General features: G+C 62.4%; 13 protein-coding genes. 7 read left to right on the forward strand and 6 right to left on the reverse strand.

The window, feature by feature from the left end; translation table 11 throughout:
- Positions 1–658 precede the first annotated feature (658 nt).
- The 3 genes from rng to HV753_RS29975 all read left to right on the forward strand — a co-directional run bounded on the left by rng (position 659) and on the right by HV753_RS29975 (position 3,665).
- Positions 659–2,140, forward strand: a complete 1,482-nt coding sequence (gene rng, locus HV753_RS29965) for a ribonuclease G (protein ID WP_175178207.1) — start codon at positions 659–661, stop codon at positions 2,138–2,140.
- Between the two features lie 31 nt (positions 2,141–2,171).
- Positions 2,172–2,750 carry a hypothetical protein gene (locus tag HV753_RS29970; RefSeq protein ID WP_175178208.1) on the forward strand — a complete coding sequence of 193 codons (579 nt, stop codon included), beginning with the start codon at positions 2,172–2,174 and terminating at the stop codon, positions 2,748–2,750.
- A 213-nt stretch (positions 2,751–2,963) separates the two neighbouring features.
- A complete protein-coding gene (locus HV753_RS29975) occupies positions 2,964–3,665 on the forward strand; it encodes a DUF3053 domain-containing protein (RefSeq protein WP_175178209.1) in 702 nt (233 codons plus the stop codon).
- Here the strand turns inward: HV753_RS29975 and HV753_RS29980 are convergent.
- Positions 3,662–5,128 carry a sensor domain-containing diguanylate cyclase gene (locus HV753_RS29980; RefSeq protein ID WP_175178282.1) on the reverse strand — a complete coding sequence of 489 codons (1,467 nt, stop codon included), beginning with the start codon at positions 5,126–5,128 and terminating at the stop codon, positions 3,662–3,664. The two genes, HV753_RS29975 and HV753_RS29980, sit on opposite strands and share 4 nt — an antisense overlap.
- Before the next feature lie 164 nt (positions 5,129–5,292).
- Here HV753_RS29980 and HV753_RS29985 point away from each other — a divergent pair, with 164 nt between their 5' ends.
- Positions 5,293–6,438 (forward strand): GGDEF domain-containing protein, encoded by a 1,146-nt coding sequence (locus tag HV753_RS29985; protein ID WP_175178210.1) that lies wholly within the window; start codon positions 5,293–5,295, stop codon positions 6,436–6,438.
- A 30-nt stretch (positions 6,439–6,468) separates the two neighbouring features.
- Here HV753_RS29985 and HV753_RS29990 read toward each other — a convergent pair whose 3' ends face one another.
- From HV753_RS29990 to msbA, 3 genes are all read right to left on the reverse strand, one after another.
- A complete protein-coding gene (locus tag HV753_RS29990; RefSeq protein WP_175178211.1) occupies positions 6,469–6,699 on the reverse strand; it encodes a hypothetical protein in 231 nt (76 codons plus the stop codon).
- A 136-nt stretch (positions 6,700–6,835) separates the two neighbouring features.
- Positions 6,836–8,641, reverse strand: coding sequence for a monovalent cation:proton antiporter-2 (CPA2) family protein (locus tag HV753_RS29995; protein WP_175178212.1), 1,806 nt, complete (start codon positions 8,639–8,641; stop codon positions 6,836–6,838).
- A gap of 138 nt (positions 8,642–8,779) precedes the next feature.
- Positions 8,780–10,555 carry a lipid A export permease/ATP-binding protein MsbA gene (msbA, locus tag HV753_RS30000; RefSeq protein WP_175178213.1) on the reverse strand — a complete coding sequence of 592 codons (1,776 nt, stop codon included), beginning with the start codon at positions 10,553–10,555 and terminating at the stop codon, positions 8,780–8,782.
- 107 nt (positions 10,556–10,662) lie between these two features.
- Here msbA and HV753_RS30005 point away from each other — a divergent pair, with 107 nt between their 5' ends.
- Genes HV753_RS30005 through HV753_RS31275 form a run of 3 tightly spaced genes read left to right on the forward strand, consistent with a single transcriptional unit; the run spans position 10,663 to position 12,696 of the window.
- Entirely contained in the window at positions 10,663–11,634 is a 972-nt protein-coding gene (locus HV753_RS30005) for a glycosyltransferase family 9 protein (RefSeq protein WP_175178214.1), read from the forward strand.
- A 16-nt stretch (positions 11,635–11,650) separates the two neighbouring features.
- On the forward strand, positions 11,651–12,415 hold the full coding sequence (locus HV753_RS30010) for a YdcF family protein (protein ID WP_175178215.1): 765 nt from the start codon (positions 11,651–11,653) through the stop codon (positions 12,413–12,415).
- 2 nt (positions 12,416–12,417) lie between these two features.
- Positions 12,418–12,696 carry a YkgJ family cysteine cluster protein gene (locus tag HV753_RS31275; protein WP_425485951.1) on the forward strand — a complete coding sequence of 93 codons (279 nt, stop codon included), beginning with the start codon at positions 12,418–12,420 and terminating at the stop codon, positions 12,694–12,696.
- Positions 12,697–12,723: 27 nt separating this feature from the next.
- Here the strand turns inward: HV753_RS31275 and HV753_RS30015 are convergent, their stop codons facing one another.
- Both HV753_RS30015 and HV753_RS30020 read right to left on the reverse strand, forming a co-directional pair.
- Positions 12,724–13,872, reverse strand: a complete 1,149-nt coding sequence (locus HV753_RS30015; RefSeq protein WP_175178216.1) for a glycosyltransferase family 4 protein — start codon at positions 13,870–13,872, stop codon at positions 12,724–12,726.
- Positions 13,847–14,572, reverse strand: a complete 726-nt coding sequence (locus HV753_RS30020; RefSeq protein ID WP_175178217.1) for a polysaccharide deacetylase family protein — start codon at positions 14,570–14,572, stop codon at positions 13,847–13,849. The genes HV753_RS30015 and HV753_RS30020 overlap by 26 nt, the downstream gene beginning before the upstream one ends.

Below are 14,572 nucleotides of genomic sequence, written 5' to 3' on the forward strand. Positions count from 1 at the left end.
TTCGGCAACTGCCAAGCCTGAAACTATAACACAACTTTTGCAGATTATGCAACCGGCTTCTGCCTGATTTGCACCCTATCTTGCAACCCCGGCGCTTTCGCGCTGGCTCTGGAATCCAGAGGTTGGTTACCGCTCAGGTGGCTAGCAACTAGATCCGGGAAAACCCTTAATCGTCATCACCAGCCAAGCCCAAGACTATAGCACGATTTTTGCGGATTGTGCAACTGGCTTTTGCCTGATTTGCTGCAATCCTTGCAATAACCGCTTGGCGTTCATTCCTGAACCCTTTGCGGCAGACTGGCGGGGTTGCCCCGGGGTTACCCCCTGCCTAGCCTGTTGTGCTTGCTTGGCTTCGCGGTTCAAAAAACTGCTTGAACTGCGAAGGAGCGAGACTATAGCACAAGTTTTCGGCTTGTCATGCTGGAGCGGAAGAAAAACGCTTAGTGAAGCCAAGAGAGCGTGTCCGTCAGGGCAAGCCGCACGTTCCCTTCCCTGGCACCGCCACCGACGCCTCCTGTGCGCCCCCCTTGTTCTCTCTATATATAGAAGAGGCATTTGCGGCACCCTCTATATATATAGTTGCCATGCCGGCTTGCCTCCCCTTGGCGTACGTTTACTATTCGCCTGTGCGCCGCACCTAATTGGAGACGAACACGCTATGCCCCCAGCCATCGCCCTAAGCGAAGATATCCTGATCAATGTGACCCCATTTGAAACCCGCGTCGCGCTGGTGGAATTGGGGTCAGTGCAGGAGCTGCATGTGGAACGCAGTATCCAGCGGGGCCATGTCGGCAATATCTATCTGGGACGGGTGGTTCGTGTGCTGCCGGGCATGCAGAGCGCGTTTATCGATATCGGGTTGGAGCGCGCCGCGTTCATCCATATCGCCGATCTGCGCGAAAACCGTGGCGAACGCAGCCAGGGCCTGACTCCTACCCCCATCGAAAAACTGCTATTCGAGGGACAGACCATCATGGTTCAGGTGGTCAAGGATCCCCTGGGCACCAAAGGCGCTCGCCTGTCTACCCAGATCAGCATGGCCGGACGGATGCTGGTCTATCTGCCTCATGACCCGCACATCGGCATTTCCCAGAAGATCGACTCGGAATCCGAACGCATCCAGCTGCGCGAGCGTCTGCAAGCATTGATGCCGGCAGACGAAAAAGGCGGCTTCATCGTCCGCACTCAGGCAGAAGGCGCCAACGACGAAGAACTGACGGCGGACCTGGAGTATCTGCGCAAGCTTTGGGCCAGCGTCCAGGCGGCCGCCCGTACTCAGGCGTCGCCAGCCTTGCTGCACCAGGACTTGACGCTGGCTCAGCGCGTGCTGCGCGACATGGTGGGACCGGGCACCGGCACCATTCTGGTGGATTCACGTACCACCAGCGCAGCCATGCTGGAGTGGGCACGCATCTACACACCGTCAGTAGTGGACCGCATTCAGCATTACAGCGGCGAACGACCGCTGTTCGATACCGCCAACGTGGACGATGAAATTGCACGCGCGCTATCGCGCCGCGTGGACCTGAAGTCCGGTGGCTATCTGATCATCGATCAAACCGAGGCGCTGACGACGGTGGACGTCAATACCGGCGGCTTTGTGGGTGGGCGCAATTTCGACGACACGATCTTCAAGACCAATCTGGAAGCCGCGCAGGCCATCGCCCGCCAACTTCGGCTGCGCAATCTGGGCGGGATCGTCATCCTGGACTTCATTGACATGGAAGACCAGGAGCATCGCGATACCGTTTTGGCCGAGTTGAAGAAAGCCCTGTCACGGGACCGTACCCGCATGACGGTCAATGGCTTTACCCAGTTGGGCCTGGTGGAGATGACGCGCAAACGTACACGTGATTCGCTGGCGCATCAGCTATGCGAGCCCTGCCCCATGTGCGAATCGCGCGGCAATGTCCGCACGCCGCGCACGGTCTGCTATGAGATCCTGCGCGAGATCCTGCGCGAGGCACGCCAGTTCAATCCCAAGGAATTCCGCATTCTTGCTTCGCAAGACGTGGTTGATCTGTTCCTGGAAGAAGAAAGCCAGCACCTGGCGATGCTGGGTGACTTTGTAGGCAAGCGCGTGTCGCTGGAAGTGGAAAGCACCTACTCGCAGGAAAAGTACGACATCATCCTTGTCTAGCCAGGACGCCTGCACGGTACTTCCCTAGGAAATGGACCTGACGCTTACCCGGGTTTTACTGTTCGGCCTTAGCTTGGCAGGCGTACCGCTTCTGGTGTTCGCGGTGCGCCTGATCACTGGTGCGTTTGCCGAGAAGATTCTGGCCGAAGTGCCCTACACGAAAAAAGAGGCGTCATTTTCGATCGTGACGCCGGGTATCTACGCGATCTGGCAAAAAGCGCCGCTGTTCAATAAGACGCCCATCGGCGAATTTCGTCCAGAAGTACGATCCAGCCAATCAGACCAGCCCTTGACGCTGCGCCCCTCCTTGATGCGGCAGAGCGTCAATAACGGGCTTACCGGCAGGATGGAGCTCTTCAAGTTCTTCGCCCCCGCCGGAGACTACAGAATCGCTCTGGTAGAAGGCTCCAGCGTTTCCAAAATTGAACTCGCACTTTCCAAGCTTTTGCCGATCGGGAAGACGGCAGCCCCGGCAGACTATTTCCTACAGGTCACGAAGGCGCGTTCGCCGTTCGTTCTCTTGTCCGGAATTTTTCTTACGCTCATCGCCGCAGGCTGCATCCTTGGTGGCCTTGTTTTGGGGTTTTTGGCGCACCAATTCGTCGGATGAGCACGCTGGGCATCCCTGCCCGCGTGTCGCGCGATAACAGGTCCACAAACTCTTTTCAAGTCGATCTGTGTGGATTGTGTGACTTAAAGATTCGATTGAAATGAAGTTTGAAAGCGATGGCAGCCATCAGGGGTAGCCGATAAGCTGCGGGCGCTTTCGTAGGGTCAAGTCCTGCGAAAGCGCCCTTTTCTTTTGCTTTCGGAGATCAATGCAATGAAGTCCCTATTCCGTCCGTTCCTGGTGCTGGTCGCGGCATTGCCGCTGGTGCTGGCAGCCTGCGGCAACAAGGAACCCGAACAGCGGGCCGCTTTCACGCAGTTCCTGCAAACCCGCATCGTGGACAAGCCCGGCGTGCGCGTGCCCAAACTGACGGATGAAGAAAAGAAGTCCTTCGGCGACTACGCGGCACACTATGCAGTGATCACCGACTTCAATTCCGGCATGGACGCATCGGTCAAGCCGTTGTCCGCCATCATGCAGAAAGGCGCCATGCGCTCGCTGAACGATATCGTGACGCGGCGCGATGACCTGAAAACCGTGCAAACGTCGTTGAACGACATGGGCGTGGCATTGAAGGAACAGCAAGCCAAGGCCGACGCCGCACATGCGCAACTGAAGCAACCCGACGACCTGAAGGCCGTTTACGACAAGGCGTATGACAAAACAGTCAGCCTGCCGGCCGATACGTTCCGCGATGTGCTGCCGCAATTGAATGCCACGTTCGACAGCGGCTTGAAGATCGCCGATTACGTCGAGGCGCACAAGGCACAGATCGAAATATCGGGCGCAGTGGTCAAGGTGCAAGATCCCGCCGTGCAAGCCGAGCTGAACCAGCTGCTGCAAGACCTGAACACCCAGGCGAAGAATGTGCAGCAAGCACATACTCGCTTGCAGGCCGTGATGCTGGGCCGTTAAGCCGCGACCACTCGATTGCGGCCGGCTTTCTTAGCTTGATAGACCGCCGCGTCGGCGGCTTCGACAAGGCTTGACGCATCGCCGTCGGCCGCCGGATTCACGGTGGCGACGCCGATGCTGATGGTGACGATGCCGCCGTCGTTGTCCTGATGCGGAACATGCAGCTCGACCACGGCACGCCGGATGGTTTCGGCAATGCCCATCGCGCGCCTGCGACTCGTGTTCGGCAACAAGACCACGAATTCTTCACCGCCGTAGCGTGCCGCCAAGTCTCGGGGACGGCGGGCGTTCTTCTTGAGGATCAGGGCCAGCGCCTTCAAGAGCTCGTCGCCTTCCTGGTGTCCATAGCGATCGTTGTAGAGTTTGAACCGGTCGGCGTCCAAGAACAATAACGAAAGCGGCTGCTCATCGCGCCGGGCAGACTGCCATTCTCGAGCCAGTGCCTCATCGAACGTTCGCCGATTGGGCATGCCCGTCAGACCGTCGGTCTGCGCCTGGGTTTGCAACTGCGCCTCAAAGGCTTGCCTTAAGCGCATCTCGCGCCGGAACAATACGATCTGCGCCATCACCGACAGAAACAGCGCAAGCGTCACCGGAACGACCAGCGCCACGCGCCGCACCCAGGGTTCCAGCACCTCGTCCACGGCCAGCGCCACACCGATCACCAGCGGCGTACCTTTAATGCTCTGGAACGTATAGAGACGATTGACGCCATCCGGCGCCAGCATGCCCACGAACGTGCTTTCGCGGCGAATCAGGAACTGCTGGAAATCTTGCGGGACATCGATTTCCAGATCGAAATCGGATCGCGAATACGGGTTGCGGACCAACACGACGCCGTCATTGCGGAAAATCGTGATGGCGTCGCGCTCACCAATGGAAAGGCCCGCGAAGCGGTCCCGGAAGTACGCCAGGCGCAGGGAACCGACGACGACTCCCGCAAAACTGCCGTCCGGATGAGAAATCCGCCGGCTGATCGCAGTGCTTTCATCTCCTCCGCGCAGCCGGCTGTGGTACGGACGGCTGACGTACATGCCAACATCGTCCGCGTCGCGATGGACCTGAAAGAAATCCCGGTCGGCGAAATTGATCGGTGACGGCGGAACGGCAGCCGAGCCGTAGAGCACATTGCCATCCTTGTCGAGCACGCCGATGGCCCCAAGATATTCCGCGGAGGAGGATCTGTCGAACAGGAAGCGTTGCAGCGTTTCGCCGTCGACCTGATCAATGCCGGGTTCACGCAGGCGCTCGACCACGCCTTGCAGCGACAGATCGTAGACCCCCAGGGTGCGGCCGATATCCGCAGCCAGCACGCCGGTCAGGTTCCGGGCGGCGGTATATGCGGATGCCCAGGTCACGCGGCGATCCACCCACAGCAGCGCCACCGCGGCGGCGCAGATGCCGATGGCTACCAACCCGGCCAGCGCATATAAAACGCGATGCAAAAATCCACGGGACTTCACAATACGGCGCTCCTTCGCGACGGCGGTCGGCGTGTCGTGGCGACTGTCTTGGCGGTATTCGAACAAGATAATGCCGTTCCCTCGTGCCTGGCGCAAGATCACGCCTGCCATGCAGGGCATAACCTCGTGCATCCCCAACGCCGCCCAGCTACGATGTTGCATCTATGAATCTCAACGATCGCATCTACAGCCTGCCCCGCTGGCCGGTCACGCAATGGTTGGTCAATCCCGGAAGGGATGTGCCGGCCGACATTCGCGTGGCGCTGATTGGCGGGTTGTTCGGATCGCTGCCCATCTTCTTTGGCGGCATCATCAACACGTTGCTGGTGGCGGCCCTGATCACCTTCCGCCACCCCGAACCTTTGTTCCTGCTATGGCTGGGCCTGGAGTTGCTGGTCTGTCTGTCGCGGATCAAGGTGCTGGTAGCCGCTCGCCAAGCGGCGCTTGCCGGGCAAGCCACGCCCACGGACCTCTACGTGGTATTGGCCCTGCTGTGGGCGTCCAGCGTGGGATATGGCACCTTCATCAGCCTGACCAGCGGCGACTGGATCGCGGCCACGGTGGCCTGTCTGTCGGCCGCGTCGATGGTGGGCGGAATCTGCGTGCGAAATTTTGGCGCACCGCGAATGTCGGCAGTCATGGTGGCGCTAAGCGTCGGGCCTTGCGCGATGGCCGCCCTGTTTACCCAGGAACCCATTTTCTGGCTGGTCTTGGTGCAGGTACCGCTCTATATGACGTCGATGTCGATGGCGTCCTACCGGCTCAATGGCATGCTGGTGTCGACCATGTTGGCCGAACGCGAGAACGAACGGCATGCGCGCCAGGACTCCCTGACCGGCCTGCTGAACCGGCACGGCCTATTGCAGGCGCTGGATCAAGCCGTTGCCAACGCCCAGTCGGGGCGCATGGAGTTTGCCGTGCTGTATCTGGACCTGGACGGATTCAAGGCGGTCAATGACACCTATGGACACGCCACGGGTGACGCGCTGCTTAAGCAAGTGTCTGAACGCCTGCTGGCACTGATGCCCCAAGGCGCCGTTGCCGCGCGCATCGGCGGGGATGAATTCGTGCTGCTGGTGTGTCAAAGCGCCCAAGCCGAAGCCCAGGCGTTTGGCGACCAGATCGTGCAGTCGATATCGCAACCCTATGATCTGAAACAGGAAACACCGGTTTCCATAGGCGGCAGCGTCGGCATTGCGTTGATTCCCCACCACGGCGCCGACACGGCTGCCGTGCTGCACGCCGCGGATCGGGCGTTGTATCTGGCGAAATCCGCCGGCAAACGCCGAACGATGGTGGCGCAGGCCTGACCTCCGGGCGCCACGCGCCCGGAGCCGTCCTTACGACATCGCCGTGGCGGCAATGCGGAAGGGGAAGGCACGGACGCCCCGTGCCTTGTCCGTCTCGCGTTGCGCATTGATCGCCCAGGCGGGGCCAATCCCGCCGGTGAACGACATCAGCTGGCGCATGGCGCCGGCCGAGAATCCGCACTGCAAGGCCAAGGCCTGGCGCCGGGCAAGCTCAACACCCACAGCGTGCGGCGTCGTGAAACTACGATCCGATTGCAGCATGGCAGCCCCCTGGCAAATGCTCTTCATAAGTGAAGAGTCAGTGCTGATGAGACTACCGCAGTCTTTCGTGTTTGCGCTTGAAATGAAGCGTAAAGTATTGCAAAGATGAAGAAATATAGATAGAGAAATACTACTGTCATGCCAAAGGGTTAACGGCGGCTTCAGCCGCTTCGCGGTCGGGCTTGTCGTTCTTGCCATCCGCCGGGCCTGTCATGTTTCCGTACAAGAGCGAGCGGCCGGCAAACAGCCCTCCGGCGACTTCGAGGTCGAAACGCTCGGTGTCGCGCCTGCGTACGTCTTCCACGACCTGGGATGCCTCGTCCGCCGGGACACCGATGACGCGCAGCGCGGCTTCGCCGAACACCAATGCGGATTCCAGGGTTTCCCGCACCTGATAATCCACCCCTTCCTTGGCCAGCGCCAACGAATGGATCCGGTCGTAGGCGCGGACGACGACCCGAACCAGCGGGAATTCGGACTTGATCAGCTTGACCATGTGGTTCACGGACTGGGGATTGTCGATGCAGATCAGGATCGCGCACGCATGCTCCGCGCCGGCGGTACGCAGCATGTCAATACGGGTACCGTCGCCGTAGTAGACCTTCACCCCCCACTTGGCTGCGGCCCGGATCGCGTCGGTGTCGGTATCCAGGATGGACACCGTCAAGTCCCGGGCCAGCATCGCCTGCGTGACGATCTGGCCGAAGCGGCCGAATCCAACAATCAGGGCGCAGCCGTCCAGGTCCTTCGCGACGTCCACATCGTCCATGGACGGCACGGGCTTGGGCAACAGCCAGCGCAGCGCCAGCACGCATAGCGGCGTCAATGCCATCGAAATAATGACAACCGCCGTCAGGACGGCGCCGGTATGCGCGTCGAAGATACCGGCCGCGGCAGCCGCGCCATAGAGCACGAAGGCGAACTCGCCGCCTTGGGCCAGCAGCGCGGCGCGGGTCACGGCTTCCGCATGCGATGCACGCAACAGCCGCGCCACCAGGTACACGCCCACGGATTTGACCAGCATGAACACGAGCACGGCGGCCAGGATCAGCGGCCATTCCCGGGCCACGGCGGACAAGTCCAGCGACATGCCCACGCCCAGGAAGAACAAGCCCAGCAAAATGCCGCGGAACGGCTCGACCTCGGCCTCCAACTGGTGCCGAAACGTGGATTCCGACAGCAGCACACCGGCCAGGAAAGCGCCCATCGCCATCGACAGCCCGCCCAGCTCCATCAGCAGGGCCGCCCCCAGGACCACCAGCAAAGCGGCGGCGGTCATGACTTCACGCGCATGGGCTGCGGCCAGCAGGCGAAACAGGGGATTCAGAAGCCAGCGGCCCGCTGCCAGCAAGGCCAGGATGCATCCCACCGCGATGGCGGACTGCATCCAGGGATCGCCGTGCTCGGTGGCGCCGGCTGGCGCCAGCAAGGCAACCAGGGCCAACAAGGGCACGATGGCCAGGTCTTCCAGCAACAGGATGGAGACGATGCGTTGACCTTGTCCGCTGGTGCTTTCACCGCGTTCGCCCAGGATCTGCATCACGATGGCCGTGGACGACAACACAAAGCCCATGGCGGCCATGAAGGCGGCGGGGCCGGACAAGCCGGCCAGCAGGCCGACCACCGTCAAGAGCCCGCCGCACACCACGACCTGGGCCACCCCCAGGCCAAAGATCTCGCCGCGCAGCTTCCATAGGCGCGACGGCTGCATTTCCAGGCCGATGATGAACAGGAACATCACCACGCCCAGCTCCGCGACGTGCAGAATGGATTTCGGGTCAGAGAAGAAACCGATGCCGAAGGGGCCGATGGCCAGCCCTGCCGCCAAATAGCCCAGCACGGACCCCAGCCCCAGCCGTTTGAAGAGCGGAACGGCGATGACGGCCGCGCCCAGCAGGACGACGACGTTGACGAGTTGATTGCCTTCGATAGGCAGAGCCATGTGGCGCTCCTGGTTGCACGGCGGGCGGGCCTGCTCCATTTTCCGGCAATCCGGGGGATTGGCAATCCGGAACTACGGCAGGCCGGGCTAAAAAAAACCGCCGCATGACGCGGCGGCGGGGTGCGATGGCGTTCGCGATCAGTCGTCGCGGAACTGCATCTTGTACAGCGAGGCGTACAGGCCATTGGCGGCCAGCAGCTCGGCGTGAGGGCCTTGCTCGACGATCCTGCCGGCGTCCAGCACGATGATGCGATCGGCGTTCTGCACCGTGGACAAACGATGCGCGATGACGAGCGTGGTGCGGCCCTTCATCAGGCGTTCCAGCGAGGCCTGGACCTGGCGTTCGGATTCGTTGTCCAGCGCGGAGGTGGCTTCGTCCAGGATCAGGATGGGCGCATTCTTGATCAGCGCGCGGGCGATCGCCAGGCGCTGACGCTGGCCGCCCGACAGACGAGCGGCGTTTTCGCCCACCGGCGTGTTGATGCCTTGGGGCAGGCCCTCCACGAATTCCAGCAGGTTGGCGGCCGCCAGGGCGTCGCGCACCTTCTGTTCGCTGGACTTGCCCAACGCGCCATAGCCCACGTTGGCCGCAATGGAGTCGTCGAACAGCACCACGTCTTGACTGACCAGCGACAGGTGCGAACGCAGGCTGCGCAAGGTCAGGTCGTTGATCGGTATGTCGTCCACCAGGATCGACCCGCTGTCGGCCAGCACGAAGCGCGGCAACATGTTGACAAGCGTTGTCTTGCCGCTACCCGACCGGCCCACCAGGGCCACGGTCTGGCCGGGCTCCACGGTGAAGGAGATGTCGTTGACGGTGTCGCGGTCGGCGTCGGGAAAGCGGTGTTTGACGTGGCGGAATTCCACCTTGCCGCGCACGGGTTCCGCCAGTTCCTTCGTGCCCGTATCGTTTTCGGGCGTCTGGTCGATCAGCGTGAACACGCTTTCGGCCGACACCAGCATCTTCTGCATGCGGGCAGCGACGTTGGTCAGACGTTTGATCGGGTCGAAAATCTGGGCCAGCGCGGCCATGAAGGACGCGAAGCTGCCCACGGTGAGCGCGCCGCTGTTGGCCTGGCTGAGCGCGACGGCAATGACCGCGCCCACCGAGATCGAGATGCAGACCTGTGTCAGGGGCGTCAATGCGGCATCCGCCGTGGCGGTACGCATGGCAAAACGGCGCAGACGGCGGCTGACGAAATCAAAGCGGCCGCGTTCAACGTCATAGCCATCGAAAAGCTTGATGACGCGCTGACCGTCAATGCCTTCGCCAACCACGCGGGTCAGTTCGGCGTTCATGTTGACGGTGTCGCGGTTGATGCGGCGCAGGCGCTTGATGAAGAAGCGGGAGATCAGCACCGATACCGGCAGCATGATCAGGATGATCAGCGTCAGCACCCACGACATATAGAGCAGTACGCCGATCAGGGCCAGCACTACCAGGGTTTCACGTACCAGCACCGTGATGACCTCGGTGGCGTAGCCCGTGACATTGCCAGCATCGATCGTGAAGCGGTTGAGCAACCGGCCGGTGTCGCCGCGTTTGAAGTCGGAGTCGGGCAGGCCGAGCAGACGTTCAAACATGTCGCGGCGCATGCCCAGCAGCACATTATTGGCCACCCAGGCCAGCAGATAATCGCTGAAGAAGTTACAGATCCCGCGCAACAGGATCAGGCCCACGACCGCCAGCGGCAGCGCCCAGACATAATAGGGTTTGGCCCCTGAGAAGCCGCCATCCAGCAAGGGCTTCATAATGACGGCCAGAACGGGTTGCGTCGCCGCTGCTCCCGCCATCAGCAGGACAGCCAGCGCCAGGCCCTTCCAGTAGGAACCCACGCGGCTGTAAATCCGGCTCCAGAGTTCAGCCTTGACGGGATTGGAATCCGCGGGTGCGTTGCGTGCGGCAGAATTCAAAGGGAACACTCGCTTTTATACAATTATGCCCAGGATTGTACCGGCTACGCGCCGCCTCGCCGTGCCGTCCATCCCCATTTCAGCCCTAATTGCTCTTCGCCCCGCCCATGTCCGAAATCAGCTGCTTATACGTCCGCTTACCCAATTGGGTGGGTGATGTCTGCATGAGCCTACCCAGCCTGCGCACCCTGCAAGCCAGTGGCCTGCCCCTGGTGCTCTGCGCCCGCCCCTGGGCCCGCGACCTGCTTGATGGCGTCGTCAAGCAGGATTTCATCCCCATGCGCGGCAAGGTCGGACCAGACCGCGCCGCCGTCAGCGCCCACCGGCGCAACCTGGGCGCCCAGGGCCGTCGCGCCCGGGGACTGCTGCTGCCGGACTCGCTGTCCAGCGCGTTGGTCTTCCGGCTGGCGGGCTTGCCGTCGGCAGGCTACCGGGACGACGGCCGCAGCTTCCTGCTGCGCTGGCCCGTCACCAAGCCCGATGAGTCGCTGCACGCCGTTCAGTCCTGGCACCATCTGACCCGCGAGGCGCTGACTCGCTGGGGCCTGCCCGCTGGCCCTGCCCGGCCGGGTCCGACCTTGGACCTGCCGCTGACGCCCGCCCACCAAGAGGCCGCCGACCAGGCGCTGCAAGCCGCTGGGCTGGCTGCTCAGCGCTTTGTGCTGATCGCCCCCACCGCCACCGGCTTGCACAAGGGCAAAATCAAGGTCTGGCCAGGATTCGATACACTGACGCGCAGCTTGCAGGCGCGCGGGCATACCGTGGTAATGTGCCCCCCTCCAGCCGAAACCGACGAGGCTCGCCGCAACGCGCCGACGGCGCAATTGCTGCCTCCCTTGCCGTTGGGCGCCTTTGCCGCGCTGACGGCCCGGGCGGCGCTGGTGATTTGTAACGATTCCGGCGTTTCGCACGTCGCGGCGGCGGCCTCTGCCCGAGAGCTAGCGCTGTTTGGCGTGACCCGCCCGGAGCGAACGGGTCCGTGGTCGCCGCGTGCAGTATGCGTCGGGTCGGAGCAGGCGTGGCCGTCCGTCGATGCCGTTGACGAGCAGGCCACGGCGTTGTTGAGCGGGACGATGTAATCAGGATAGTTTTGACATGACCTTTTCCAGCTACCTCACGAATCTGATCATTCCGTACAACCTGTGCGTGACCTTTGTCATCATTGGTCTGGTGTTGTGCCTGTTCCGGCTGCGCAAGACCGGTGGCGCCGTCATCGCGGCAGGCCTGCTTTGGGCTCTGGCATGGTCGCTGCCAGCGACGTCTTTGTGGCTGGGCGGCTCGCTGGAGCGTCGCTATCCACACCTGCCCCCGGCGGATTCGCCCACGGCTGATGCCATCGTCGTGTTGGGCGGCAACACCGCGAATGGCCGGGTCAATTGGTTTCTGCCCTACGACAAAGATACGGCAGTGGTTCGCGTGGACACGGCGGCCCAGCTTTATCTGGCCGGCCGCGCGCCCAAGGTGGTGCTGTCGGGCGGCGCGCTGGAAGGCGACGTCAGCGAGGCCCGTGGCATGGCGCACGCCATCCGTCAGCAAGGGGTGCCCGAAAGCGCACTGATCCTGGAAAACGCCAGCCGCACCACCTACGAAAATGCCGCGCTGACGGAAGACCAGCTTAAATCGCGCGGGATCGGCAAGGTACTGCTGGTGACGTCCGCGCTGCACATGCCGCGCGCCATGGCCGCGTTTTCCAAACAAGGCGTGGAAGCCATCGCCGCCCCGGCGCCTCCCCAGATAGTGGCGCCCACGGACGGTTCACTGTCGTTGTGGACTCCCGACCAACGCACCTTCGATGCCAGCCGTTCCATCATCAAGGAATACGCCGGCCTGTTCGTGTATTGGTTGCGCGGATGGGTATGAGCATGACCGCCGCGCCTGCCCTGGACTGCCGGGCAGGATGCGGCGCCTGTTGCATCGCTCCGTCGATTACCCGGCCGATTCCGGGGATGCCGGATGGCAAGCCGGCGGGCGTGCCCTGTATCCAACTTTTGCCGGATATGCGCTGCGCCATCTTCGGCCAGCCCTCGCGGCCCGATTTCTGTGGCGGACTACAACCCCAGCACGACATGTGCGGCCCAGACCGCGAGCACGCGGTCCTGTGGCTGGGGGAGTTGGAGCGGGCGACGGCGCCTGGCCATTAATTGATGGCGGGGGGCACGACGCCCCCTTCAGTTCCGCGCTTCAAGGATTTTTTCGTACAACGTCTCGAACCTTGAGGCCACCGTTTCCCAACTTTGATCCCGGGCGATCGCCAGGCCGCGCTCGGTCAGCGCCGCCCGCAGTTCAGGCTCTGAACCCAGCCGTTCCAGTGCCTGCGCCAGTTGGGCTCCGTCGCGAGGATCTTGCAGGATAAGCGCATCCTTGCCGGCGGACAGGTATTGCGCAAAACCGCAATAAGCAGGCGAACTGACCACAACGGGCAGCCCGTGCGACATGGCTTCCAGCGGCGCCATGCCGTAGCTGTCGTTCAGCGTGGGATGCGCATAGATGTCGGCCGCACTGAAATACTGGGCCACCTCAGGCGTGGGATCGAGCAATGTGACACGGTGGGCAATGCCGCCGGCCGCACGAACCCTGTCGCGGGTGGCGTCGTCCGCTCCTACCACCAGCAGCTTGTAATGCGCTGGCAACTGCGCCAAGGCGTCAAGCAAGGCCGGCAACCCCTTGCGCAATGGATTCCGAGCGACGAGCAGGCAGCCGATGGTGCCCGCGTCCCAGCCCAGCCAGGCGCGGGTGGCATCGCGCTTGCCCGTGTCCTCGAGCGACGGCAGCTTGACGCCAGGCGCGATGATATCCACCGGCAACTGCTGGCCGTAACTACGGTGAAGCTGGTCCATGATCAGACCGGACACGGCCACGACGCGCCGCGCGGGCGTTCCGGTGACGCGCAATTTTTCCAGCAGCAGGTAGGTAGCCAGGCGTGGACTCAACCAGGCCGTCACACGATCGAACAGCGTGGCGCGCGCGACGCGGTTGTAGCGCACCGGCGTCACGTGCATGACCTGGATGTCGCCGGCCCAGCCGTTCATGTGTGAATGCACGACATCGAATTTTCCGCGCGTCAAGCGGTCGGCCCGCCACGCGAAGTACAGCACACGCATCCAGCTGGGCAGCCAGACAGGAAAGCGCACCGGCAGAAAATGGAACGGCAGGTCGCTGTCGAAGTCGCGCGCGACGATGGAGACGTCGTGGCGTTGGCCCAGAACGCGCATCAGTTCGACGCCGTAAGCCTCCGCGCCTCCGAAGCGATTGCCGAAGCGGTCCACCAGCAACGCTATGCGAAGCCGCCGCTCAGCGGCGCCGGCGGGTGTCTTCATACCGAGTCAGGCACTTCTGAAGGAAGCGGATGATATTGGTGGAACGCGCCACCGTCACCCTGGGCAGTCCAAACGGATCGTCAGACGCCGCAGCCAGGCCGCGCTGGGTCAGCGTGGCATTGTCATAACCGGCCTCGCGCGCCATCAGCCGGTGTTCCGGCCCGTGGTCGCCGTAGGGATAGCAGAAGGCCGTGACGGGAGCGCCCAGCGCCTGCTCCAGTTCGCTCTTGGATTCGACGATCTGGCGCCGTGCTTCGTCGGGCGACATCTCGGGCAGATGCACGTGGTCGAGCGTATGCGAGCCGACCTCGTTGCCGGCCTGCGCCCATTCGCGCATTTCCTGCACGGTCATGAGTGCCGAAAAGGGAATGCCTTTTTCGTGGTCCCACACGTTGCTGCCATCGAACTGGCGTGCCACGAAGTAGTTCGTGGCGGTGAAGCCCAGTTCGCTCAATACGGGCATCGCATTGTGATGCACGTTGCGGTAGCCGTCGTCAAACGTAAGACCGAATACCTTGCCCTGACGTTCGCCGCGCACATAGGGCATGACGTCGCGCATGGACAAGCCGCAGTAACCCAGCCGGCGCATCCAGCGCATCTGGCGGGCGAAGCTGTCGGGATGCACGGTCAGCCCACGGAACGGCGTGCCCTTGGGGTTGGGCTCGCCAATCTGGTGGTACATGAGAATGGGGATAGACAT

Source organism: Achromobacter pestifer (assembly GCF_902859625.1).
Lineage (GTDB): Bacteria > Pseudomonadota > Gammaproteobacteria > Burkholderiales > Burkholderiaceae_B > Achromobacter > Achromobacter pestifer.

Coding starts and splice junctions, on each gene's coding strand:
- rng (WP_175178207.1), top strand. CDS start 659: ATGCCCCCAGCCATCGCCCTAAGCGAAGATATCCTGATCAATGTGACC.
- HV753_RS29970 (WP_175178208.1), top strand. CDS start 2,172: ATGGACCTGACGCTTACCCGGGTTTTACTGTTCGGCCTTAGCTTGGCA.
- HV753_RS29975 (WP_175178209.1), top strand. CDS start 2,964: ATGAAGTCCCTATTCCGTCCGTTCCTGGTGCTGGTCGCGGCATTGCCG.
- HV753_RS29985 (WP_175178210.1), top strand. CDS start 5,293: ATGAATCTCAACGATCGCATCTACAGCCTGCCCCGCTGGCCGGTCACG.
- HV753_RS29990 (WP_175178211.1), bottom strand. CDS start 6,699: ATGCTGCAATCGGATCGTAGTTTCACGACGCCGCACGCTGTGGGTGTT.
- HV753_RS29995 (WP_175178212.1), bottom strand. CDS start 8,641: ATGGCTCTGCCTATCGAAGGCAATCAACTCGTCAACGTCGTCGTCCTG.
- HV753_RS30005 (WP_175178214.1), top strand. CDS start 10,663: ATGTCCGAAATCAGCTGCTTATACGTCCGCTTACCCAATTGGGTGGGT.
- HV753_RS30010 (WP_175178215.1), top strand. CDS start 11,651: ATGACCTTTTCCAGCTACCTCACGAATCTGATCATTCCGTACAACCTG.
- HV753_RS31275 (WP_425485951.1), top strand. CDS start 12,418: ATGACCGCCGCGCCTGCCCTGGACTGCCGGGCAGGATGCGGCGCCTGT.
- HV753_RS30015 (WP_175178216.1), bottom strand. CDS start 13,872: ATGAAGACACCCGCCGGCGCCGCTGAGCGGCGGCTTCGCATAGCGTTG.
- HV753_RS30020 (WP_175178217.1), bottom strand. CDS start 14,572: ATGTCTATCCCCATTCTCATGTACCACCAGATTGGCGAGCCCAACCCC.